This window comes from Streptomyces sp. NPDC005962 (assembly GCF_040629205.1).
In the GTDB taxonomy this organism is placed as follows: domain Bacteria; phylum Actinomycetota; class Actinomycetes; order Streptomycetales; family Streptomycetaceae; genus Streptomyces.
Genome location: NZ_JBEXVE010000002.1, coordinates 534,144 through 556,139, shown reverse-complemented (window position 1 = coordinate 556,139; position 21,996 = coordinate 534,144). Strand labels below are relative to the sequence as shown.

Annotated in this window: 15 protein-coding genes, 2 pseudogenes and 1 riboswitch; of the genes and pseudogenes, 6 read left to right on the top strand and 11 right to left on the bottom strand. The window is 71.1% G+C overall.

Annotated elements, in window-relative coordinates:
- Nucleotides 1–54: 54 nt before the first annotated feature.
- Nucleotides 55–1,917 carry a polysaccharide deacetylase family protein gene (locus ABZ370_RS05980; RefSeq protein ID WP_358617022.1) on the bottom strand — a complete coding sequence of 621 codons (1,863 nt, stop codon included), beginning with the start codon at nucleotides 1,915–1,917 and terminating at the stop codon, nucleotides 55–57.
- A gap of 397 nt (nucleotides 1,918–2,314) precedes the next feature.
- Between ABZ370_RS05980 and ABZ370_RS05975 the strand changes: the two genes are divergently transcribed.
- The 4 genes and pseudogenes from ABZ370_RS05975 to ABZ370_RS05960 form a co-directional block, all read left to right on the top strand.
- A complete protein-coding gene (locus ABZ370_RS05975; RefSeq protein WP_358617019.1) occupies nucleotides 2,315–2,530 on the top strand; it encodes a hypothetical protein in 216 nt (71 codons plus the stop codon).
- Complete coding sequence (locus ABZ370_RS05970) at nucleotides 2,527–3,768, top strand: glycosyltransferase family 2 protein (protein WP_358617017.1); 1,242 nt, start codon at nucleotides 2,527–2,529, stop codon at nucleotides 3,766–3,768. The genes ABZ370_RS05975 and ABZ370_RS05970 overlap by 4 nt, the downstream gene beginning before the upstream one ends.
- Nucleotides 3,769–3,862: 94 nt before the next feature.
- Nucleotides 3,863–5,113 (top strand): UDP-N-acetylglucosamine 2-epimerase (non-hydrolyzing), encoded by a 1,251-nt coding sequence (wecB, locus tag ABZ370_RS05965; protein WP_358617014.1) that lies wholly within the window; start codon nucleotides 3,863–3,865, stop codon nucleotides 5,111–5,113.
- Nucleotides 5,110–5,724 (top strand): annotated as a pseudogene (locus ABZ370_RS05960) (calcium-binding protein); the annotation flags it as partial. The gene wecB and the pseudogene ABZ370_RS05960, both read left to right, overlap by 4 nt.
- A 20-nt stretch (nucleotides 5,725–5,744) precedes the next feature.
- Here the strand turns inward: ABZ370_RS05960 and ABZ370_RS05955 are convergent.
- From ABZ370_RS05955 to ABZ370_RS05940, 4 genes are read right to left on the bottom strand one after another with little or no spacing between them, the layout of a single operon-like run.
- Nucleotides 5,745–7,817 carry a beta-galactosidase gene (locus tag ABZ370_RS05955; protein WP_358617011.1) on the bottom strand — a complete coding sequence of 691 codons (2,073 nt, stop codon included), beginning with the start codon at nucleotides 7,815–7,817 and terminating at the stop codon, nucleotides 5,745–5,747.
- Between the two features lie 2 nt (nucleotides 7,818–7,819).
- The gene (locus ABZ370_RS05950) at nucleotides 7,820–8,689 is read right to left on the bottom strand and encodes a carbohydrate ABC transporter permease (protein ID WP_358617008.1); all 870 of its coding nucleotides are present in this window, start codon (nucleotides 8,687–8,689) and stop codon (nucleotides 7,820–7,822) included.
- Nucleotides 8,682–9,614 (bottom strand): sugar ABC transporter permease, encoded by a 933-nt coding sequence (locus ABZ370_RS05945; RefSeq protein ID WP_358617005.1) that lies wholly within the window; start codon nucleotides 9,612–9,614, stop codon nucleotides 8,682–8,684. The genes ABZ370_RS05950 and ABZ370_RS05945 overlap by 8 nt, the downstream gene beginning before the upstream one ends.
- The gene (locus ABZ370_RS05940; RefSeq protein ID WP_358617002.1) at nucleotides 9,611–10,753 is read right to left on the bottom strand and encodes an extracellular solute-binding protein; all 1,143 of its coding nucleotides are present in this window, start codon (nucleotides 10,751–10,753) and stop codon (nucleotides 9,611–9,613) included. The genes ABZ370_RS05945 and ABZ370_RS05940 overlap by 4 nt, the downstream gene beginning before the upstream one ends.
- 345 nt (nucleotides 10,754–11,098) lie before the next feature.
- On the opposite strand from ABZ370_RS05940, the gene ABZ370_RS05935 reads away from it, so the two are divergent.
- Nucleotides 11,099–12,169, top strand: coding sequence for a LacI family DNA-binding transcriptional regulator (locus ABZ370_RS05935; protein ID WP_358616999.1), 1,071 nt, complete (start codon nucleotides 11,099–11,101; stop codon nucleotides 12,167–12,169).
- Nucleotides 12,166–13,164, top strand: a complete 999-nt coding sequence (locus ABZ370_RS05930) for a LacI family DNA-binding transcriptional regulator (RefSeq protein ID WP_358616997.1) — start codon at nucleotides 12,166–12,168, stop codon at nucleotides 13,162–13,164. The genes ABZ370_RS05935 and ABZ370_RS05930 overlap by 4 nt, the downstream gene beginning before the upstream one ends.
- A gap of 43 nt (nucleotides 13,165–13,207) precedes the next feature.
- Here the strand turns inward: ABZ370_RS05930 and ABZ370_RS05925 are convergent.
- The 6 genes and pseudogenes from ABZ370_RS05925 to ABZ370_RS05900 all read right to left on the bottom strand — a co-directional run.
- Nucleotides 13,208–14,269, bottom strand: a pseudogene (locus ABZ370_RS05925) (pectin esterase); the annotation flags it as partial.
- 86 nt (nucleotides 14,270–14,355) lie between these two features.
- Nucleotides 14,356–15,816, bottom strand: a complete 1,461-nt coding sequence (locus ABZ370_RS05920; RefSeq protein ID WP_358616995.1) for a serine hydrolase domain-containing protein — start codon at nucleotides 15,814–15,816, stop codon at nucleotides 14,356–14,358.
- Nucleotides 15,817–15,938: 122 nt separating this feature from the next.
- The gene (locus tag ABZ370_RS05915; RefSeq protein WP_358616992.1) at nucleotides 15,939–17,561 is read right to left on the bottom strand and encodes an APC family permease; all 1,623 of its coding nucleotides are present in this window, start codon (nucleotides 17,559–17,561) and stop codon (nucleotides 15,939–15,941) included.
- 113 nt (nucleotides 17,562–17,674) lie between these two features.
- Entirely contained in the window at nucleotides 17,675–19,015 is a 1,341-nt protein-coding gene (locus ABZ370_RS05910; RefSeq protein WP_358617431.1) for a cytosine permease, read from the bottom strand.
- A 57-nt stretch (nucleotides 19,016–19,072) separates the two neighbouring features.
- A riboswitch (TPP riboswitch) is annotated at nucleotides 19,073–19,168 on the bottom strand.
- A 12-nt stretch (nucleotides 19,169–19,180) separates the two neighbouring features.
- Nucleotides 19,181–20,083 (bottom strand): triphosphoribosyl-dephospho-CoA synthase, encoded by a 903-nt coding sequence (locus ABZ370_RS05905; RefSeq protein WP_358616989.1) that lies wholly within the window; start codon nucleotides 20,081–20,083, stop codon nucleotides 19,181–19,183.
- Nucleotides 20,084–20,201: 118 nt separating this feature from the next.
- Nucleotides 20,202–21,908 (bottom strand): IlvD/Edd family dehydratase, encoded by a 1,707-nt coding sequence (locus ABZ370_RS05900; RefSeq protein WP_358616986.1) that lies wholly within the window; start codon nucleotides 21,906–21,908, stop codon nucleotides 20,202–20,204.
- Between the last annotated feature and the right edge of the window lie 88 nt (nucleotides 21,909–21,996).

The following is a 21,996-nucleotide window of genomic DNA, read 5'->3' as shown; positions in this document are numbered from 1 at the left end:
GTTCCCGGCCCGCGCGGAGCGGACCGGGAACGGCGGCGGTGATGTGACAGGGGATCAGATCAGGCTTTCGGGGCTGACGAAGGTGTAGCCGAGCGCCTGGATGCCCTCGACGGTCTCCTTCAGCGGCTCGACCGGCTGGTAGGGGTGGTAGTAGAAGCTGGCGAAGCCGTCCCGGACGGCGAGGTTGGCCTTGGCGTTCTTGATGAGGTCGGCGGCCAGCCGGGGCGGGTTGTTGTTGTGGGACTCGGGCTCGTAGCTGCCCAGGTTCTCCGGGAGCACCTTGGTGCCGTACACGTCGGTGACCGGGTACGGGAAGAACTGCCCGAGGTAGCGGCTGGAGTCGGTGGGGGCGCCGGAGAGGGTGCCGGAGAAGTACAGCGGGCGCTCCATGCGGGCCGCGAAGTTCTGCGCGAACACCTTGTAGTCGGTGGCCGAGGCCGCGTAGTGCGGGGTGGTCCACAGCTTCGGCACCGGCAGGCCGACCCGGGCGAACTCGGCCAGCGCCGCGGTGACCCGGCTCTGCGCCCACTCGGCGGAGTCCTCGGTGGCCGGGCCGTCGTAGACGACGGTGTCGGTGGCGTCCACATGAGCCCGGTAGAACTCGAAGTCGTCGGCGGTCAGGCCGTTGTACGGATTGTCGACGTTGCCGTACTGATGGGTGTAGCCGTGGTCCATCAGCACCGCGCCGTTGCTCAGCATGTACTTGAGAGTGTTCACCAGGGCGGGCCGCTGGGAGAGCTTGACGGTGCGCGCCACCCCGTTGTTCTGCACGCCCTTGGGGTCGGAATACACCGGGATGACGTTGATGCCGTAGGGGATGTTCTGCGACTTCAGGTAGTCGGCGACGGCCCGCAGGCTGGTGGCGTCGGACAGCGGGGTGATGTCCTCCAGCCGCACCATGGCCCGGTGCTGCTCGGCGGTGTCCGGGGCCAGCGCGTCGAACAGCAGGTCCTGGAGGACGATGATCCGGTCGGTCTCGTTGACGTAGGTGAAGGGGATCTCACCGATGTACGTCAGGTTGCCGGAGCGGATCGCGTAGGGCGAGGTCTTCTCGGTGCCCCCGGCGGTGTCGGTCATCTGGGCCAGCGTGGTCACCGGCGCGTCCTGCGACCCGGTCTTGACGGCGGGGTGGATGACACCCGCGTCCTGGCCGGCCGGCTGGGTGCGGGTGAGGTCCTGGCCCTTGTAGGTGACCTTGGTGATCTGGCCGACGCTGCCGTCGACCTGGCTGAAGGAGTTGGTCGGGTCCCAGCCGTAGCGGTACTCGAACTCCTGGAGGCTCACCGAGTTCGCCATGTTCCAGATGTTGTCGCCGATCCATGTCACCGGGCGCTCGGAGAGCAGGGTGTCCAGGTAGAAGTCGTCCGGGACGGCGTCGGGGAGATCGTCGCCGTAGTAGGTGGAGCCGATGTACACGGTGGCGTCGTAGTCCTCCAGCATCCCGGAGGTGTACTCCTGGACCGGCTTGGCGGTCACGGTGCCGAAGTGGCCGCCGAGGTTGGCCACGCCCATCGCGTACAGCTCACCGAGGTGTCCGAACGGGCCCGCCGTGTCGTACAGGACCAGGGTCTTGGCCTTGCCGGGCTCGGCGGCCCGCGGCGCGCTCTTCGCCTTCGGGCCGGTCGACTTGGCCGCCCTCAGCCGCTGCGCGAGCGTCCGCTTTTCGCCGGTGCGGCTTTTGGCCACCTCGGCGCGGCGCTCGGCCTCGCCGGACCGCTGGGCCGCGGCCCAGCCCTTGAGGTCCTTGGCGCGTAAACCGGTGGCGGCGGTGTCCGTCGCCGGACGGTCGGCGCCCCCTCGGGCATCACCCGCGGCCGAGGCCGCCGGTGCCAGGAAGCCGCCCGCCAGCAGGGCTGCGACGGCGAGAGCGATCAGCGCCAGCCAGGCCGGCCGTGATCTTCTCCAGGGTTCGGTCATACTCTGTACCCCCCTCATTCGGGTCCCGCATTGTGTGGAACTGCATGGAACGAGGAACTCGGAAAGCAGCGGATCATGGCCGATTCCGGTGTGGAATCATGGCCGGGCTCGGCGCATTGATCATGGCCGATTCATCATGGAATTCCACGAGCGGGATCACGGAGCTCAATAATCCCGGTGATTGTTCTGACGATTCCCACCGGCTGTCAATGGGGCCTACGGGTCCGAAGTTGTGTCTTTGAGGTTCATGAGAGTTCAACTGAAGAACTCCTCCGACCGTGTTGGGTCTGGTACCTTCCGTAAGCGCGCAGGGGTCGGCCCGTTGGGGAGGCGACCGGCTCTCCTGCGCCAACTGACAGTGGGGGGACCGATGTACGGTAGGTCTGCTGTGGGATCAGTGCTGCCCTTGGTGGGCCTGGCGGCGGCACCGGAAATGGTCCCGGGAATTCCGGTTGCCAGGGCGTTACAGGCGACCGCCGGGGCGGGTTTCCTGTTGTACTGCCTTGTTGTTTTCGGCCTGTTGGTGGCGCGCTGGCGATTGCGCGCCGGGGCCACCGCGACCGATCCGAGTGCCGCCGGGCGGGAGGATCTCGCCGCGGTGGACCGGCCGTGAGCGATGAACTCCTGATATGGGCCAGCATCGCGATCATCGTGATGGCCGGCACCTACAACTTCGGGCTGTTCCTGCTCTCCCGGCGGCGGCTGCCACACCACTCCGGCTCCGGCGAAGAGCGCTTCTACGTCTTCCTCCTGGCCTGCCTCAACGAGGAACGGGTGCTGGGCGAAAGCCTCGCCCGGATCACCGCGCTGCCCGCCGGGAACTGCGTGGCCCTGGTCATCGACGATGCCTCCGACGACCGTACGGCCGAGATCGCGCGGACCGCGGACCCGGAGCGGGTGTGGCTCCATCAGCGTCATCTGCCGGACGCCCGGCGCGGCAAGGGCGCCGCGCTGAACGACGGTGTCCGTCTGCTACGCGCGTCCGGCATGCTCGGCGGCCGCGATCCGCATGACGTCATCGTCTGTGTGGTGGACGCGGACGGGCGGCTGGACCGTCATGTGATCGAGGCGGTCGACCCGTTCTTCAACGACCGGCTGACCGGCGCCACCCAGATCGGCGTCCGGATGTACAACCGCCGGGCGGGGCTGCTGGCCCGGCTGCAGGACATGGAGTTCGTCGTCTACGGCGACATCTTCCAGAGCGCCCGCCGCTTCATCGGCAGCGTCGGGATGGGCGGCAACGGCCAGTTCATGCGGCTGTCCGCGCTCGACTCGCTGGGCGAGACCCCCTGGAGCGACAGCCTCACCGAGGACCTCGACCTGGGGGTCCGGCTGATCGCGCGCGGCTGGACCAACCAGCACTGCACCACGGCGGCCGTGTCCCAGCAGGCCGTCCTCGATCTGCGGCGGCTGATCCGGCAGCGCTCCCGCTGGTTCCAGGGCCACCTGCAGTCGGCCAACCTCGTCCCGCTGATACTGCGCGAGGTGCCCGGCCGGGCCGCGATGGACCTGATCTACCACCTGTCCAGCCCGGTGCTGATCCTGCTCACCTCGCTGCTGCCGCTGTCCTTCATGGTGGCCGTCATCGGGACGGTCGTCGGTTCCGTCCAGGCCGGGCGGCCACTGGTCTCCACTATGTGGTTCCTCGGCCCGTATCTGCTCTCGTTCACCGCGGCCTATATCTACGGCTTCGTATACCGCCGCCGCGAAACGTCGCTCGGTGTGCTCCACGCGGTGCTGCTCGGCCATGTCTTCGTGTTCTACGGCTACATCTGGTTCGCCGCGGGCTGGTGGGGACTGTGGCGGACCGTCACCGGCAAGCGCACCTGGCTCAAGACCGCCCGCAGCTGATTCCCGTACGGCTCGGTTCATCGCACGTCCGTGTCACCCGCACCTCCGTGCCACCCGCTCGTGCCCTGTCCGTTCGCCTTGCCCAGGGAGACCCATGTCCACATCAGGCAGACCCGTGTCCACGTCCCGTCCGATGTCCGTGCCCGCCTCCGTGGCGGCGGTGCCGCGGCCGCCCGGCCCCGGCGCCGTACGCACCATGTTCGTCCTGGGCACCCGGCCGGAGGCGATCAAACTGGCCCCCGTGGTCCGGGCGATGGCCGCCTCCGCGCTGTTCCAGCCCGTGGTGGTGACCACCGGTCAGCACCGGGAGATGCTGCAGCAGATGCTCGGCCTGCTGGGCGTGGGCGTGAAGACGGACCTGGCGGTGATGCGCGACCGGCAGCGGCTGTCGGAGCTGACCGCCCGGCTGGTGGACGGTCTTGGCACGGTGATCCGGGCCGAACAGCCGGACCTGGTGGTGGTCCAGGGCGATACGACCACGGCGCTGTGCGGAGCGCTCGCCGCCTTCTACGAACACATCCCGGTCGCCCATGTCGAGGCGGGCCTGCGCACCGGTGTGCTGGACAACCCGTTCCCGGAGGAGCTGAACCGCCGGATGATCGGCCGGGTGGCCCGCTGGCACTTCGCCCCCACCACCCGGTCCGCCGGCCATCTGCGGGCCGAGGGCGTACCGCCCGAGCAGGTGATCACCACCGGGAACACCGTCGTCGACAACCTGCTGTGGGTGCTGGCAGAGGGCGCCGGGCGCAGCGCCTTCCGCACCGACCGGCGCAAGGTGCTGCTGACGCTGCACCGCCGGGAGAACCAGGGGGCCCGGATGCGGTCCATGGGCGCGGCGCTCCGGCACCTCGCCGACCGGGGCGATGTGGAGGTCGTGCTGCCGCTGCACCGCAGCCCCGCGGTACGGGAGGCGCTGCTGCCCGAGCTGGACGGCCATCCGGGGGTGCGGGTGGTGGACCCGCTGGACTACCTGGACTTCGCCGCCACCCTGGCCGACTGCGATCTGGTGCTGACCGACTCCGGCGGGCTGCAGGAGGAGGCCCCGAGCCTGGGCAAGCCCGCCCTGGTGCTGCGGACCACGACCGAACGCCCGGAGGCGGTCGAGGTGGGGGCGGCCCGGCTGGTGGGTACCGACCCGGACACCATCCTGGCCGCCGCCGGGGAGCTGCTGGACGACGCGGAGCAGTACGGGCGGATGGCCACGGCGGGCAATCCGTTCGGCGACGGCCGGGCCGCCGAACGGATCGTGGCCCGCCTCACCGAGGACTTCGGGGACTTCGGCGGCGAAGGGGCGGTGAATACCGCGCCGCGCACCGCGTCCGGCTCGTATGATCCGGTGGCATGACGTCGTTACGCGGGCGCACAGGGTGGCGGTGGCGGTGGCGGATCGGGGGGCTCGCGCTGGCCGTCGCCCTGGTGGCGGGGGCGCTGGAGCTGAGCGGCGTATGGGACGAGGACCGGCCGCCCGCGCCGGTCGAGTCCTGGCGGGACGGCGAGGTGCACGGCCCCTGGCGGTCGGTGTTCCACGGCTACGGGAGCAACGTCGGCGGGGCGGACGAGCTGACGCTCACCCCGCGCGCCGCCCGCCGCAAGGACCGTACCCACGCCTGTCTGGTGGTCTCCACCGCCCGCTACGAACGCCTGGACTACTCCGTCCGGATGCGCACCGTGGAGCAGCTGCGCACCCCCGACCCCAATCCGTGGGAAGTGGCGTGGCTGGTCTGGGCGTACACCGACCCGGAGCACTTCTACTATCTGGCGCTCAAGCCCAACGGCTGGGAGCTGGGCAAGCGCGACCCGGCGTACCGCGGTGGCCAGCGCTTCCTGGCCACCGGCACCTCCTCGTTCCCGGTCGGCGAGTGGTCCGAGGTCCGGGCCCGCCAGGACGGGCCCCGGATGACGGTGTCGGTGGACGACCGTCAGGTGGTCGCCTTCACCGACCGGGAACGCCCGTACCCGGCGGGCAGTGTGGGCGCCTACACGGAGGACGCCCGCGTGGAGTTCCGCGACATCGCGGCCCGCCCCGGCTCGGTCCGTACGACCGCGACGGCGAGCGGCGCCAGCTCGACGGCCCCGTCCGTCTTCGCGCCGGAGACCAGGTCGATCCCGTCCGCCGCGTCCGCCGGGAGGGGGACGCGGACGGTCTCCGTCCCGGAGTGGTTGAGGAGGAAGAGGAATTCCGCGTCGTCGCCGGTCCGCCGGGTGACCTCCACATGGGCCGGGGCATGGTCGAGGAGCGGTGCGACGCCCGCGGCGGCCACGGCGTCGAGCACGGTGTCGCGCAGCGCGTCGGCCTCCAGCCGGGTTCCGATGTAAACGACGCGGCCCCGGCCGACCGTGTGTTCCAGGATCGCGGGCCGTCCGCGCAGCGCGCCGGTGGTGTAGGAGGCCAGCACACGCGCGCCCTCGGGGTGGATGCTGTCCTGCCACCAGTCGGAGGTGGCGGTGGACCCGTCGGCGCGGGTGAGGAGATACGACTCCCCGGGGCGGGCGGGCCAGTACTCGTCGATGTACGCGCCGATGAGACCGCGGAAGGCGCCGGGGTAGGCGGGCTGCCGGACGTGGTTGTGCGCGTCGACGACGCCGGAGAAGAACGAGCAGACCAGGGTGCCACCGCTCTCGGTGAAGCGGGTGAGGGCGTCGGTGAAGGCGTCGTCGACAAGGTAGGCGTTGGGTACGACGACGACCCGGTAGCGGCTGAGGTCGGAGCCAAGGGACACCGTGTCGACCGCGTGATGTGCTTCCAGCAGCGGCCGGTAGTGGTCGGTCGCGATCCGCGGGTAGTCGAAGTCGTTGCGCGGCAGGCCGCCCGTTTCGGTCAGCCCCCACCAGGCGTTCCAGTCGAAGAGCACCGCGATGTCGGCGTGCGAGACCGCACCGGCCGCTTCGGCGATTCTGGGCAGTTCGGTGCCGAGTGCCTCGATCTCCTGCCAGGTGCGGGAGCCCGTACCGGAGTGCGGCAGCATCGCGGAGTGGAACCGCTCGTGGCCGCCGCGGCTCGCGCGCCACTGGAAGTACAGGACGCTGTCGGCGCCGTGCGCGATGGCCTGGTAGGAGCCCAGCCGCATCCGGCCGGGCCGCTTCACATTGTTGACCTTCCACTGCGAGACCCCGCCGGCCGCCTGCTCCATGAGCATCCAGGGTTCACCGCGCAGCGAGCGCATCAGGTCGTAGTTGAGCGCGGCGGCCACATGGGCGTCGTCCTGGCCGGGGTCGGGGTAGATGTCGAGGGCCACGGCGTCCTGTTCGGCGGCCCATGTCCAGTAGTCGGCGTGCTTGTAGAAGCGCATGTAGTTGGTGAGGACCGGGATGTCGTCGCGGTAGGAGCGGACGATGTCGCGTTCCATTCGGAAGCAGGCGAGGTTGGCGTCCGAGACGAACCGTTTGAAGTCCAGGCGGCGGGTGGGGTTGGACCACGTCCGCGGCACCTCGGGCGGGTCGATCTGGTCCCAGGTGGTGTACCGCTGGGACCAGAAGCGGGTGTACCAGGCGTCGTTGAGCGCCTCCAGGCTGCCGTAGCGCTCCTTGAGCCAGTCGCGGAAGGCGACCGCGCTGTGGCCGCCGTACGAGGTGGGTCCGTACTCGTTGCTGATGTGCCACATCGCGAGGGCGGGGTGGTGGGAGTAGCGCTCGGCGAGGGCGGTGGTGATGCGGGCGGCGTGTTCGCGGTAGCGGGGCGAGGCGGGGTCGAAGTGGAGGCGGTTGCCGAAGCCGAACGTCTCGCCGTCCTCCATGACCGGCAGCACATCCGGGTGGCCGTGGGTGAGCCACACCGGTGGCGCCATGGTCGGGGTGGCGAGGTCGACGGCCATGCCGTTCCCGTGGAGGAGGTCCATCACCTCGTCCATCCAGCCGAAGGTGAAGCGGCCCGGCTCGGGCTCCAGCGACGCCCAGGCGAACACGCCGAGGGTGACGAGGTTGACCCCGGCGCGCCGCATCAACGCGACGTCCTCGTCCCACACCGGCCGGTCCCACTGCTCGGGGTTGTAGTCCCCGCCGAAGGCGAAGCCGCCGACGCGCGCGCGGAAGGTGTCCATGCGACTGTTCATGGCTACTTGATCGCTCCCGTCGTGATACCGCCGCGCCAGTACTTCTGGAGCGCGAGGAAGAGGATGACCAGGGGGATGGTGCCGACCATGGAACCGGTGACGACGATCCGGACGAGGTCGGGTTCGCTCATCGCGTTCAGCTGCCAGGAGTAGAGCCCGAGGGTGACCGGCCACAGCGACTGGTCGTTGAGGACGATGAGCGGCAGCAGGAAGTTGTTCCAGATGGAGATGAACGAGAAGAGGAACACCGTCACCAGGCTCGGCAGCAGGATGCGCAGCACGACGGTGAAGAAGACCCGCAGGTCGTGAGCGCCGTCGAGGCGTCCGGCCTCCAGCAGTTCGTCGGGGACGGCGGCGGCCGCGTAGACGCGGACGAGGAACACCCCGAACGCGCTGGACAGGCTCGGCAGGATGACCGCCCAGTAGGTGTTGATCAGCCCGAGGGAGTTGAGGAGGAGGTAGGTCGGCAGGGCGAGGACGGTGCCGGGGATGAGCACCCCGCCGAAGATGAGGCCCATGAGCACGTTCCGGCCGCGGAAACGGTATTTGGCGAGGGCGAATCCGCACAGGGCGGCCAGGAACGTCGCGCCGAGGGCGCCGCCGCCCGAGTAGAGGAGGGAGTTCAGCACCCAGCGCCGGAAGACGCCGTCGCGGTAGGCGAACAGGTCCTCCAGGTTCGTGACGAGGTCGAAGCGGGCGAACCAGAAGCCGGACGTGGTGTTGAGGTCGGCGGTCGACTTGGTCGAGGCGATCAGCATCCACACCACGGGGATGAGGAAGTAGGCCGTCAGCGCGGTGATCGTCGCGGTCAGGATGAACCGGGTGGAGCGGGGCGCGCGCCGTGACCGGGCGGGGCCGGGGGCGTCACTCATCGGGGCTCCTTCTCTGGAGCAGCCGCAGGAAGCCGAAGGACAGCAGGAACGAACCGAGGGCGATGACGACCGCGACGGCGGCCGAGTAGTACGGCTGGTCCGACCCGAACGCGAGGTTGTAGACGATCATGTTCGGTGTGTAGTCGTAGGACACATTGCCGGTAATGGCGCGCAGCACGGTCGGTTCGGAGAACAGCTGGAGCGTGCCGACCACCGAGAACAGCCCGGTGATGAGGATCGCCGGGGTCACCAGCGGCACTTTGATCAGCCAGGCGATGTGCCAGTCGCTCGCCCCGTCGATGCGGGCGGCCTCGAACATGTCGCGGTCGATGGCCTGGAGCGCCGCATAGATAATGATCATGTTGTAGCCGGTCCACTGCCAGGTCGAGACGTTCGCGATCGACCACAGGACGGTGCCCTTGGCGAGGAAGTCGACATGGGCGCCGATCCCGTCGAGGAGCTCCACCACCGGGCTCACTCCGGGCAGATAGAGGAAGGCCCACAGGATGGACGCGATGACGCCCGGCACCGCGTAGGGCAGGAACGCGGCCAGCTGGAACAGGCCGCGCAGGCGGACGATCGCGGTGTCGAAGATGAGGGCCATCACCAGGGCCAGCCCCAGCATGACGGGCACCTGGACGACGCCGTAGAGCAGGACGCGTCCGATCGAGAGGAGGAACTCCCGGTTGGTGAAGGTGTCCGCGTAATTGTCGAGCCCGACGAAGACCACACGGGAGGTGCCGAATCCCAGGCCCGACTTCCGGGCGCCGTGGAAGCTGCGCCATAGCGCGAAGACCACCGGCAGCAGGGTGAAGACGAGGAACACCGCGAGGAACGGCGCCGTGAAACCCCACGCCATCTTCCAGTCGGCGCCGAGGCGCAGCCGGTTGCGGCGCGCTCGCGACGGCGGCGCGGTCACGGTCATCGGACGGACAGGCCCTTGCGCTTCAGCTGCGCGACGGTCTCGCGGTCGACCTTCCGCACGGCCTCCGGCAGTGTCGTCGACTTGTTGAGGGCGGACTGCATCGCGTCATTGAGGTAGTTGGTGGTGTCCGTCATCGTCGGCCCCCAGGTCCACGGGGTCGACGCGGTGCCGCGCACGGTGAACACCTCGCCGGGCACCTGGCCGCCGAAATACGGGTCGGGCCGGGTGAGGGCCGGGACGCGCTGGCCGCGCTCGGAGGCGGGCAGGACATCGGCCGCGAGCAGTTTCGCGCTCTCCGTGCTGGTGTTGAGCCACTTCACGAACTTCAGCGCCGTGCCGGTCTTCTTGGTGGCGCTGGTCAGTGCCGTCAGGGAGCCGCCCCAGTACACCGGGGCGCGCTCCCCGCGCGACCACTGCGGCAGCGGGGCGATGGCCCACTTCCCGGCGAGGCCGGGGGCGTTCTTCTTCAGCGCCGAGCTTCCCCACGCCGGTCCGATCCAGGTCAGATAGGTGGAGCGGGCCAGCCCCTTGAACCAGGTGGGCTGCCAGTGCTGGTCCCCCTTGACGTACCCCTTGTCCAGCATGGACTGCCAGTACGCGGCGACCTTCTCGGTGGGCCCGTCGTCCAGCCCGACGTTCCAGGCGCCGCCGTCCGTGGTGAACCACTTGGCCTTGGCGTTCCACGCGAGCGATGCCAGCCAGATGCCGCCGTTGGCGGGCAGCGCGGTGGTGTATGCCTTCGGATACTTCTTCTTGAGCGTGGCGGCCGCTTCCCGGTAGGCGTCCCAGGTGGCGGGGGCGGCCAGGCCCGCCTTCTCGAACAGGTCGGACCGGTAGTAGAGCACCTGGGTGCCGATGTCCTGCGGCACCCCGTAGACCTTTCCGTCCACCACGACCTGGTCCCATACGGCGGGCGCGAACTCGCCTTTCAGATCGCGAGTTTCGGCCGTGACGTCCTTGAGGTTTCCGGCGACGATCGTCGAGGTGAGGTTGGGGTAGTCCACCTGGGTGATGTCCGGTGCGCCGGACTTACCCGTGAGGGCGGCCCGGAGCTTGGGAAAGAAATTCGAGGTGATCGCCTGGAACTTCACCTGGACATCGGGATGGGTCTTGTTCCACAGGGCGACCGGTTTCGTCATGTCCGACCACCCCCAGAAAGTGAGCGTCTGTCTGCCGGACCCTTCACTGTCCGGGGACCCTTCGGCGCAACCGCCCAGGAGCAGCGCCGTCACGGCGGCCACCGCGGCCAGACGCCGGGGGCTGGATTCCTTATGCATACGGTCTCCTCTGCAATGAGACGCAAAACATTGCGGAACTTCAGCGACCGTGACGCTAAAGGTGGGTAAAAACCACTGTCAAGGCAAGAGACCGAACACACGGCTCATCGGCTATTTGCATGCAGTCCTGGCGGAATATTCGACCATCTTTTGCGGGAATTTGCGGCAGAGCAGTGCGGTCGCGATGCCCGGCGGGAGGGAATCAGCATGTCAACGCGTGCGACGATGGCGGAAGTCGCGAAGGCCGCGGGCGTCTCGGTATCCACGGTGTCCCGGGTACTCGCCGACAAGCCGGATATCTCGGAGGAGACCCGGGACCGCGTCACTCAGGCGGCGCGGGCGACGGGATATGTGCTCCGCACGGAGCGCCGCCGACAACTCGGCGGCATTCTCGACCTGCTCGTCGAAGAGACCGCCACCCCCTGGGCGGCGGAACTCGTCGACGGGGCCCAGCGCGCGGCGTTCGGGCTGGGATACACCCTGGCGCTCACCCCCGTGGCCCATCCGCGCTTCCGGCTCCACGACTGGATCGACACCCGCCGCGCACGGCCGTCGGACGGCATCCTGCTGGCCCTGGCCCGGCCCGGCCACGACGAGATCGCCGCGCTGGCGGAGCTGCCGGTGCCGCTCGTCCTCCTCGACCCGGTCGGTGCGCAGGGGTCCGAGGTCCCGACGGTGGGAGCGACGAACTGGTCGGGCGGCGCCGCGGCCACCCGTCATCTGCTCGAACTGGGCCACCGGCGGGTGGGGTTCCTCGGCGGGCCCGCCAAGGCCCCGTGCACCAGGGAGCGGTACGAGGGCTACCTCGCGGCGCACCGCGAGTGCTCCCTCGCCCCCGACCCCGCCCTGACCCGGTACGGCGAACTCGGCGTCACCGCCGGGGCGGAGGGCACCGCGGCCCTGCTCGCCCTGGCCGCCCCGCCGACCGCCGTCTTCGCCGGTTCCGATGTGCTGGCGGCCGGGGCGTACCAGACGGCGCGGGCGCGTGGGCTGCGGGTACCGGAGGACCTGTCGGTGGTCGGGTTCGACGACACGGCGATCTGCGCGATGCTGACGCCACCGCTCACCACGGTCCGTCAGCCGCTGGCGGAGATGGCCGCCGAGGCGGTGCGGCTCATCGACCAGGAGCAGGCCCGGCGCGGTTCCCCGGCCGGGCGCGGTTCCTCCACCGGGCGCGGTTCCTCGGCAGGGCGCGGCGTCGAACTGGCGACCTCGCTCGTGGTGCGGCAGAGCACCGCGCCCCGCCCGGCCCACCGGGACGGGAGGAGGCAACGATGACGGTACGCTCCGCGGTGCGCATGACGGCGGTGGCGGAAGCCGCGAACGTCTCACAGAGCGTGGTGTCCAAGGTCCTCAACGAACGGCCCGGGGTGTCGGCCGAGGTGCGCCGCCGTGTCCTCGACGCGGTGCGGGCCACCGGATACCGGTGGCGCCCGCGCGGACCGCGCCACGGATCGGTCGAGGTGGTGTTCGGCTGCGCCGGCAGCGCCGTCAACGCACCCCTCATCCGCGGCCTTTCCACGGGCCTGCGCTCCTTGGGGTACGTGCTCACGGTGCGCCACGCCGAGGGCGATCCGCGCTGGCTCGACGCCCTGCTCGCCCACCGTCCGAGCGGTGTCGTGCTCGTCCTCTCCCCCGTCCCGCCGGTCGTCACGGAGCGGCTGGCGCACGCCCGTATCCCGGTGGTCGTGCTCGACACGATCGGCGACGCGCCCGCCGGGATGAACGCCATCGGGGCGACCCAGTGGCGGGGCGGCGCGATGGCCGCCCGCCACCTCACCGGACTCGGCCACGAGCGGATCGCCCTGGTCTCCGGGCCCCTGGAACTGACCTGCTGCCGGGCACGCTTCGGCGGATATCTGGCCGCCCTCCGGGACGCGGGGCTCCGCCCGGACCGCGAACTGATCCGGGCGGAGCCCTTCCAGGCCGAGCCCGCCCGTCGCGCCGCCCACGCCCTGCTGGACCTGTGGCATCCGCCGACGGCCTTCGTCACCGGCAACGACCTCCAAGGGCTCGGCGTCATCGAGGCGTGTGCGGAGCGCGGGCTGCGGGTCCCCTCAGACGTCTCGGTCGTCGGGTTCGACGACATCGACGCCGCCGGGTGCGCCGCACCCGCGCTGACGACGGTGCGTCAGCCCTTCGAGGACATGGCGGCCGAGACCATCCGGGTGCTCGGCGCCGTCACCGGTGAGCCGGACCGGGCGCCGATCCGGCTCGACATGTCGGTCGACCTCGTCGTCCGGAAGTCCACGGGCCCGGCTCGCCGGGGCTGACGCGTCCCACCACCGCGTCCCGCTAGCCCGCCGGGGTGCCGCCGGGTCCGGAGCCGGACTTCACGACCGACGGCACCTTGGCGGCGGGGTCGAGGGTGTAGGGGTAGTACGCCTTGGGGTCGAAGGCGGTGCCGCCGCTCTCGTTGCGGCCGCTGGTGCCCGTGAACACGTTGCCCCGCTGGACGATCGAGGCGGTGGCATCCTTGATGACGGGGTTCTTCATCCCCTCGAAGTAGCTGTTCTCCAGCACCATCTTGGTGTTGCCGCGCGAGTAGTTGCCGTAGGAGGAGTTGATGTCCGTCCCCGGGATGTCCTGGAGGTAGTTGTTGTAGAGGTGCGCGTGCGCGATGTTGTCGGCGGACGGATTGCGCTGTTCCGTGTCCCGGAACCAGTTGTGGTGGATGGTGATGTCGGCCGTGGTGTTCTCCGTCCAGCCGATACCGAACGTCTTGTTGTGGTTTTCCAACCGGTTCCAGGAGACCGTGAGGTACGTGGTGTCCTTGCGGCTGTCGATCAGGCCGTCGGCCATGTGCTTCAGGTCGTTGTGATCGATCCACACATGGTGGGCGCCGTCCATCTGGATGGCGTCGAAGTCGTGCTCCTTGTCGTTCCACGTACCCATGTACGAGTCGCGGATCGTCAGATTGCGGATGATGACGTTGTGCACGCCCTGCCCGAGGAAGAAGCCGCCGCCGACGATCTCGCCCGAGGTGCCCTGGCCCACGATCGTCTTGTCCGAGGCGACCTTGATCTCCTTGCCCTTGGGGTCCATCGTGATCGCCGCGGCCACCACGATGACGTACGGTTCGGCGGCCGTCGCGTACTTCTCCAGGTCGGCCAGGGTCCGCACCGTCACGGTCTTGCCGTCACGGCCTCCGTATGTCCCGTTCTGGCCGAGCGCGTCGACCGACGCGAATCCGTCGGCGACGCCATCGGCCCAGGCCGCGGCCGCCGGGCTGGTATCCGCCGGGCTCGTGTCCGCCGGGGAGCCGGGTCCCTGGGGAGCGAGACCGACCGTCAGGGCCACTGCCAGCGGCACCCCCCACATCACCGCACCCGATCCGCGCCCGCCATGTCCTCGTATGCGCCGCCACTGGGCCGCCATGACCACACCACTCCTCAGCTCGGTGGAACCGTCCATGCGACAGTCGCCACCCTGCGGGCAATGGTTGCCGGGGCACCGCGCCGGGTTCACCCCCGGGCGCGGCGGGGAGCTCCCATCGCGGACAGCGGCGCCGAGTGCAGCGGCGTCGTGCGCCAGCGCGCGGTGAACGTCCGGTCGGCCCGCGAGCAGATCACGTCGAGGTGGTGCGGGGTCTCCAGGAACGCGAGGTCCGCCACGAAGGTGTCCGGATCGGTCCAGCCGCCGTTCGCCGCAGTCGGGACCCGCCCGTCCGTACCCTCCTCGACGGTCCATCCCGGGGCGCCGAGCCGCACATCGAGCCGGGACGCGCCCTCCGTGAGGGAGAGCGTCCACCCGCCGTCGCCGTCGGCGGCGACCGTCACCTCCCGCAGCCGGGACTGGTCCGCGCAGGTGCCGCCCGCCGGGGTGAAGGTCAGGGCCCCGGACTCGGCGGGTGAGGTGAACTTCTCATGCGTCGGCGGCAGTTGGAGGCCGTCGAGCCGCCGCCGCAGGGCCGCGTCGTCGTCCCCGCGGCCGCCGAGGGGCGCGGGGCCGAACGCCGGGAGCAGATGCCGCCATACGAGGTCCAGCACCGCCTGCATGTCCTCGGTGTCCGCGGTCATGGCGACCACCGCGTCGTGTTCGGGCAGCACCAGGCAGAACTGCCCGTAGGCCCCGTCGCCCCGGTAGCCGTGGCGGGACCGCCAGAACTGGAACCCGTATCCCTGCTGCCAGTCGGACACCGCGCCCTCCGGGGTGCCGTCGGCGTTGGAGATGTGCGCCCGGGTCGCCTCGGCCACCCAGGAGGCGGGCAGCAGTTGGCGGCCCTCCCAGACCCCGTCTCCGAGGTAGAGCAGGCCCAGCTTGGCGAGGGCGTCCGTGGTGGCGTACATGCCGCTGAACCCGAGGTCGCGGCCGGGCGGACGCTGGAGCCAGGCCGTCTCGCCGATGCCCAGCGGGTCGAACAGCCGGGGCCGCAGATAGTCGGTGAGCGACTGCCCGGTCACGCGCTGGACGATCGCGGCGAGGCTGTACGTGGCGGGCTGGTTGTAGGCGAAGACGGACCCCGGGTCGCGGTCGGGCGGGGTCAGCAGGAACCCGCGTACGGGCTCGGCCGGGTCGCGGGTGAACGCCTGCTCCCGGGTCTCGGTCAGATGCCCGCTGGCCATGGACGCGACGTGCCGGACGAGCATGGCCCGGCTGCGGGGGTCGGTGATGTCGCCGTCGAACTCGGGGAAGTAGGAGATCACCGGGTCGTCGAGGCTCAGCAGCCCTTCGGCCACCGCGAATCCGGCCGCCGTGGCGGTGAAGCTCTTGCTGATCGAGTAGAGCAGATGCGGCCGGTCCGGGGTGTATGGCGCCCACCAGCCGGAGGCGACCACATGCCCATGGCGCACGATCATCAGGCTGTGCGGCTCGATACCGGGCGCCGCCTCCAGCGCGTCGAGGAACGCGCCGACGCCTCGCGCGTCCACTCCCTTCGCGGCAGGGGTGCTCCCGGGCAGGGGTCGGGCACTGCGAGCACTCATCGCGCGTCATCCTCCGTATGCGGTGGTCGTGCACGGCCGGTGGTGCTGCGATCATCGATGAAAGGAGCCGCACCGCGCCAGAGCGCGATACGGCTCCCCCGGGACAGCGCGACGGGTGGCGCTCAGACCGGCGGGGCCGTGGGTGCCGCGTCCGCGGCCCCCGTCCTGAGGTGGGCGACGCCCGAGCGCACCGCCCAGCCGAACACGCCGAGCGCGAGGGCGCCCACCGCGACCGTGTCGTACGGCGCCGGCAGACGGCCGGAGCCGCCGAAGGACCCGAGCCACGACAGCAGGGTCAGCGCGGCCAGGTGAAAGACCAGCCAGGCGCCGTGCCGCAGCTCAGCCAGGGCGGGGAGGCCTTCGGCGCCGCGCCGCTGGAGCAGGAACAGCGGAACCCCGACCAGGACCAGGGGCAGCGCGAGCCGCAGGTCGTCCCAGCCGGACCAGAACACGAACTCGCTGGCCACGACGAAGCTGAGGGGGGCGATCCAGCGCACCCCCGGCACCTGCCCGTCCGCCCGGGGCACTCCCCGCTCCCGGTCGTGGGCCCGGAACACCGCGACGGCCACCGCCGAGGCCGTGTAGACGAGCAGATACATGACGCCCATCACGCTCACGATGTCCTGCCAGCCGCCGAACGGCAGCATGAAGACGACGATGACCGCCAGGTTGAACAGCAGCGCCCGGTGGGCCACGCCGGAGCCGGGGTCGATGCGCATGAAGAAGCGGGGCAGCAGGCCGTTCTTGGCCAGGGCGTAGGTGTGCCGGGCGTTGATCGCCACCCCGACGTAGGCGGAGCCGCCCGGGGAGATCACGGCGTCCGCGTACAGCAGCGTGGCCAGCCAGTGCAGATTGAGGATGAGGGCGAGCTGGCCGAACGGGGACTCGAAGTTGACCCCGTGCCAGCCGTTGCCCAGCGCCGATTCCGGCACCGTGTACAGGAACGCCAGCTGGAGCCCGAGGTAGACCAGCACGGCGAGGCCGATCCCGGTGAGCACCGCGGCCGGTACGGAACGGCGCGGATTGCGGGCCTCGCCGGAGAAGTCCAGCGGGGCCTGGAACCCGTTGACGGAGTACACGATGCCACCGCCGGCGAGGGCGGTGAGGCAGGCCGCGTAGCCGTACGGTGCGAAACCGCCGTGTTCGGTCAGGCGCCCGGAGTGGGTGCCGGACAGGAACAGCGCGATGACGGTGACGACGGGGACGACGACCTTGAACACCGACACCAGGTTGTTGAGCCGGGCGAATATCCGCACCGCGAACCAGTTGAGCGCGGTGAGCACGACGCTCAGCACGACGGCCACGCCCAGACCCGGGAGGGTGAGCCTGCCGCCGTCGTAGATCCCCGGCAGATAGTGCGCGGCGTACTGCATGATCGCGCTGATTTCGGCGGCCGTACCGCCCACGGACAGCACGACGGACCAGCCGACCATCGTGCCGACCAGCCGCCCGCTCGCGTACAGCGGCCACCGCACGGTGCCGCCGCCTTCCGGGCGGGTGGCGCCCAACTCCACCATGACCAGGGCGATCAGGGCGCACAGCGCGCCCGCCGCGATCCAGGACAGCAGCGCGGCGGGTCCGGCGGTCTGGGCCGCGTACAGGGCCGCGAACAGCCAGCCGGAGCCGAGGATGTTGGAGAAACCGATCGCCGTCAGGCCCCAGAAACCGAGGTCCTTGCGGAGTCTGCGTTCCTCGGCGAGCACCGCCGGGGCGGCGATGGACTCCACCGGCTGGTTCTGCGGCACGTGGCACGTCTCCTCGGGGTGGTGCGGAAGGTACGAGAGCCCAGGGTGCCACGCATACCCCGGGACTCGGTTTCCGGATGCCGCCTGACGTGCGCGTACAGGGCGAAACGGCCTCAGCGGCCGGTGCGGCGGCGCATCCTGAGCGGGGCGTAGACGAGGAGCGCCGCGAGGAAGGCGGCGTAGTAGGCGAGGTCGGCACCGTGCAGCACGGCGGCCACCGGGCCCGTGTACAGGCTGGTGTCCATGAACGGCACCGCGGCGGCGAAGGCGGCGCCGAACGCCAGGAGCGCCGGCCACCACGGCTGCGGGCGGGCGCTCTCGGCGGCCAGGTCGACGGGCGCGCCGCCACGTTCCCGGGCGCGGGCGAACCAGTCGACGGCCACGACCGCGACGAAGCCGGGAATCCAGTAGCCCACGAACAGCAGCACGTTCTGGAAGCGGGCGGTGGTGTCGGCGGCGTGCATCCACAGCACCAGCGGGAAGCCGAGCACGGCGGCGAGCGCCGCGGCGAGCGGGCGGGGGATGCGGACACCGGCGGTCTGGAGGGCCAGCGAGCCGCTGTAGTCGTTCATGGCGTTGCTGCACAGCGCGGCGAGCGCCACGGCCAGCAGCCCGAACGCGCCGAGCACCCCGCCGCCCAGCGCCGTCTCGACGCCGCGGGCGGTCTGGTCGGTGAAGATGGAGGCCCCCCACAGCCCGAGCGCCTGGACCGCCACGAAGGACACGGTGACCCCGAGCAGAGTGCACCAGAACATGCGGGTACGGGAGGTGGCGCGGGGCAGATAGCGGCTGAAGTCGCTGGCGTACGGCGCCCACGAGATCGCCAGGCTCAGGGCGATCGTGCTGGTCAGGACGAAGGCGCCGATACGGTCGGGCCCGTGCGCGGACCCGGTGGTGGCGGGGTGGACACCGTCGAGCAGCTTGACGGCCAGGATGGCGAAGGCGGCGGCGAGGACGAACGTCATCAGCTTCTGCATCCGGTGGACGGCCTCGTAGCCCAGCACCCCGAGCGCCCCCTGCCCGGCCATCATCAGCAGCACACCCAGCCAGAACGGCAGCCCGCACAGCCGGGCCAGCGCGTCACCGCCGAAGAGGCCGATGAGCGCGTCCCAGGCGATCGACGACAGCCACTGCAGAACACCGGGCACCGCCACGCCCCGGCCGAACGCCAGCCGTGCCAGGGGCAGCTGCCCGGCCCCGGTCAGACTGCCCCAGGTGCCCAGATACGCGGTGGGTACGGCGCCGATGAGGGTGCCCAGCACGACGGCGGCCAGCGCGGTGGCGAAGTCCAGGCCGAGGCCGATGCCGATGGTGCCCGTGAACACACCGGTCATGGTCAGGTTCGGGGCGAACCACACGGTGAACAGGCGCCCCGGGCCGCCGTAGCGGTGGCTTTCCGGAACCGGCGCGATACCGCGCGCCTCGACGCGCAGATCGCCGGGCGCGGCGGGCATCCGCCCGTCGAAGACGGATTCCGCGCCGGTGATGGCCGGGTCGGTGGCAGCATGCGGCAATGGCATCGATGACATCCCTCCGCCAGTGCTAACTGGTTCAGGTTCGACGGGTGTGATCTCAGCCCCCGTGTGGGGGCACCCCGTGTCCGGTGGAGCGCCCCCAGGCTAACCCCTCGCCCCGGCGACCCGGTCCCGGGGGCGGCCCGTCGCCGGGAGCGCGTCCAGGAACAGCGCCCCCGCCAGCACCGCGGCGCTGCCGCGCGGCGCGACACCGGTCCCGCGCAGCTCGGCGTCGAGAGTGGCGAGGGCGGCCGCGCCCTGGGCGGACGTGGCGCCGCCCGCCTCCAGCACACCGCGGGCGCCGTCCTGCACCCGCCGGAGCGCGGGCGGCCCCGCCTGGTACAGCGGTCCGGTGTCCTGGAGGGTGCTCATCACGGTGAGCAGCGCGTCGAGGCGGGCCTGGGTCTCGGTGGCCCCCGCCGCACGGGTCCGGGACAGGACGTCCAGGGCGCGGCGCACATGCGGGAAGGCGGCCCGCGCCTCGCCACGCGCACCCGCCGCCCCGTAGGTGGCGGAGACCTGCGAGCCCGCCGACGGCCTGCGCGGGGCGCCGCGGTCGGCGTGGGACGCGAGCTGCCGGGCGGTGGCGGTCAGCTCAAAGGGGGCGGCGCCGGGTTCCAGGGCGGCGGCCGCCACCAGCAGCCCCAGTACCCACAGCGCCCCATAGTGGAGACGGCCGGTGGCCGGACCGCCACCGGCGCGGTCACCGGCCGGGTCGCCACCGGCCCGCGCCATGGTCCACTCGGCGCAGCGGCCGATGGCGCCCAGCTCCTCACGGAGCGCACGCGTCGGCTCGCCGGGGCGGCGTGCGGCGGCGGCCATGGCCGCGAAGCCGGGCGCCAGCGCCTTGGCCGACCAGCGCAGCGCGAGCAGATCGGTGCCGGTGGCGCGGGCCTGCAGATCGCGGGTGTCCGCGAGGCCCGGTTTGGGGGTCAGCTCCGCCTGGGAGATCAGGGCTCGTACGGCGGTCTGCGCCAGGGCCTCGTCCGTGGAACGCGTCGTGGGCATGCCCGGAGGGTAGGGGGCGAACCTTTCCCGGACCTGGGCCGTTCCTGTGACCCCGCTGTGGGGCCCGTCCCGCCCGGGCACGCACTGTGCGTGTCCGGGCGGCCGCGGTGTCCCGCCCTCAGTGTGATTCGCGGGCGACGAACGAGCCGCGGGTGCCGGTGAGGAAGTCCAGTCCGGCACCGAGGTCGGCCTGTTCGACGTGGTCGCGGTAGATCTGCTCCCATCCGCCGGTGGCCGGTGGCGCGGCGGCGGACACCGGTTGCCGTGCGGCGAGTTCGTCGTCCGGTACGTCCAGCCTCAAGCGCCGCCGCTCGACGTCCAGCTCTATCCAGTCGCCGGAGCGCACCAGCCCCAGCGGGCCGCCCGCCGCCGACTCGGGCGCGATGTGCAGGACGACGGTGCCGAAGGCGGTTCCGCTCATGCGGGCGTCGCTGATCCGCACCATGTCCCGCACCCCGGCCCGCAGCAGCGCGGGCGGCAGCGGCATGTTCCCCACCTCGGGCATGCCGGGGTAGCCGCGCGGTCCGCAGCCGCGCAGGACGAGCACATCGGAGGCGTCGACGTCCAGGTCCGGGTCGTCGATCCGGGTCCGGAAGTCCTCGATCCCGTCGAACACCAGGGCGCGGCCCCGGTGGCGCAGCAGCTCCGGTGTCGCGGCGGCGGGCTTGATGACGGCTCCGTCGGGACAGAGGTTGCCGCGGAGCACGGCGAGCCCGGCGTGCCGGGCGATCGGCTCCTTCGCGGTGCGGATGACGGTGAGGTCGGTGCTGGTCAGGCCGGAGAGCTGCGCGGTGAGGGAGCGGCCGGAGACGGTGACGGCCGGTTCCAGCTGGTCCCTGATCTCCCCGAGGACGGCGTCCAGGCCACCGGCGCGGTGGAAGTCCTCCATGAGGTGGGAGCCCGCGGGCTGCACATCGGCGAGCAGGGGGACGCCCCGGCCCGCGCGGTCGATGTCGTCCAGGCCGAAGTCCGCCCCGACCCGGCGGGCGAGGGCCAGCAGATGGACGACCGCGTTGGTGGAACCGCCGATGGCGGCCACCGCGCGCACCGCGTTCCGCAGCGCCTGCGCGGTCAGGACCGCGCTGGGCCGCAGGTCCTCGCGCACCATGTCGACGACGCGGTTGCCCGCGGCGTGGGACAGCTCCAGCAGTCGGCTGTCGGGGGCCGGGAGCCCCGCGTTGCCGGGCAGGGTCATGCCCAGCGCCTCGGCGGCGCAGGCCATGGTGGACGCCGTGCCCATGGTGTTGCAGTGTCCCCGGCTGCGGATCATCGCCGACTCGGCCCGGCGCAGCTCCGAGCGTTCCATCCGCCCGGCCCGCACCTCCTCGCTCAGCTCCCACACCCCGGTGCCGCAGCCCAGCGGGCGGCCCTGCCACGAGCCGTTCAGCATGGGGCCGCCGGTGACCATCAGAGTGGGCAGGTCGACCGACGCGGCGCCCAGCAGCAGGGACGGTACGGTCTTGTCGCAGCCGCCGAGCAGGATCACCCCGTCGACGGGGTTGGCCCGGATGAGTTCCTCGGTCACCATCGCGGCGAGGTCGCGGAAGAACATCGCGGTGGGGCGCAGCAGGGTCTCGCCCAGCGAGGGCACCGGAAGCTCCAGCGGCACCCCGCCGGACTCCCACACGCCCCGTTTCACATGGTCGGCGATTTCGCGGAAGTGGCTGTTGCAGGGGGTGAGTTCGGACCAGGTGTTGCAGATGACGATCTGTGGGCGTCCGTCGAAGGCGTGGTCGGGGAGGCCGCGCCGCATCCAGGCGCGGTGGATGAACGCGTCGCGGGACTCGCCCTCGTACCACTGCCGCGACCGATGCGTGTCACTCATACGAACCTTCCGATCTCCTCGACGATCCGTGCTGTGCCGTGCGTGCCGTGCTGTGCCGTGCGGGGGAACGCTGCCCACAACACGGGGT

Coding starts and splice junctions, on each gene's coding strand:
- ABZ370_RS05940 (WP_358617002.1), bottom strand. CDS start 10,753: ATGACGAAACCGGTCGCCCTGTGGAACAAGACCCATCCCGATGTCCAG.
- ABZ370_RS05905 (WP_358616989.1), bottom strand. CDS start 20,083: ATGCCCACGACGCGTTCCACGGACGAGGCCCTGGCGCAGACCGCCGTA.
- ABZ370_RS05935 (WP_358616999.1), top strand. CDS start 11,099: ATGTCAACGCGTGCGACGATGGCGGAAGTCGCGAAGGCCGCGGGCGTC.
- ABZ370_RS05955 (WP_358617011.1), bottom strand. CDS start 7,817: ATGAACAGTCGCATGGACACCTTCCGCGCGCGCGTCGGCGGCTTCGCC.
- ABZ370_RS05980 (WP_358617022.1), bottom strand. CDS start 1,917: ATGACCGAACCCTGGAGAAGATCACGGCCGGCCTGGCTGGCGCTGATC.
- ABZ370_RS05950 (WP_358617008.1), bottom strand. CDS start 8,689: ATGAGTGACGCCCCCGGCCCCGCCCGGTCACGGCGCGCGCCCCGCTCC.
- ABZ370_RS05930 (WP_358616997.1), top strand. CDS start 12,166: ATGACGGTACGCTCCGCGGTGCGCATGACGGCGGTGGCGGAAGCCGCG.
- wecB (WP_358617014.1), top strand. CDS start 3,863: ATGTCCACATCAGGCAGACCCGTGTCCACGTCCCGTCCGATGTCCGTG.
- ABZ370_RS05920 (WP_358616995.1), bottom strand. CDS start 15,816: ATGAGTGCTCGCAGTGCCCGACCCCTGCCCGGGAGCACCCCTGCCGCG.
- ABZ370_RS05945 (WP_358617005.1), bottom strand. CDS start 9,614: ATGACCGTGACCGCGCCGCCGTCGCGAGCGCGCCGCAACCGGCTGCGC.
- ABZ370_RS05900 (WP_358616986.1), bottom strand. CDS start 21,908: ATGAGTGACACGCATCGGTCGCGGCAGTGGTACGAGGGCGAGTCCCGC.
- ABZ370_RS05910 (WP_358617431.1), bottom strand. CDS start 19,015: ATGCCCGCCGCGCCCGGCGATCTGCGCGTCGAGGCGCGCGGTATCGCG.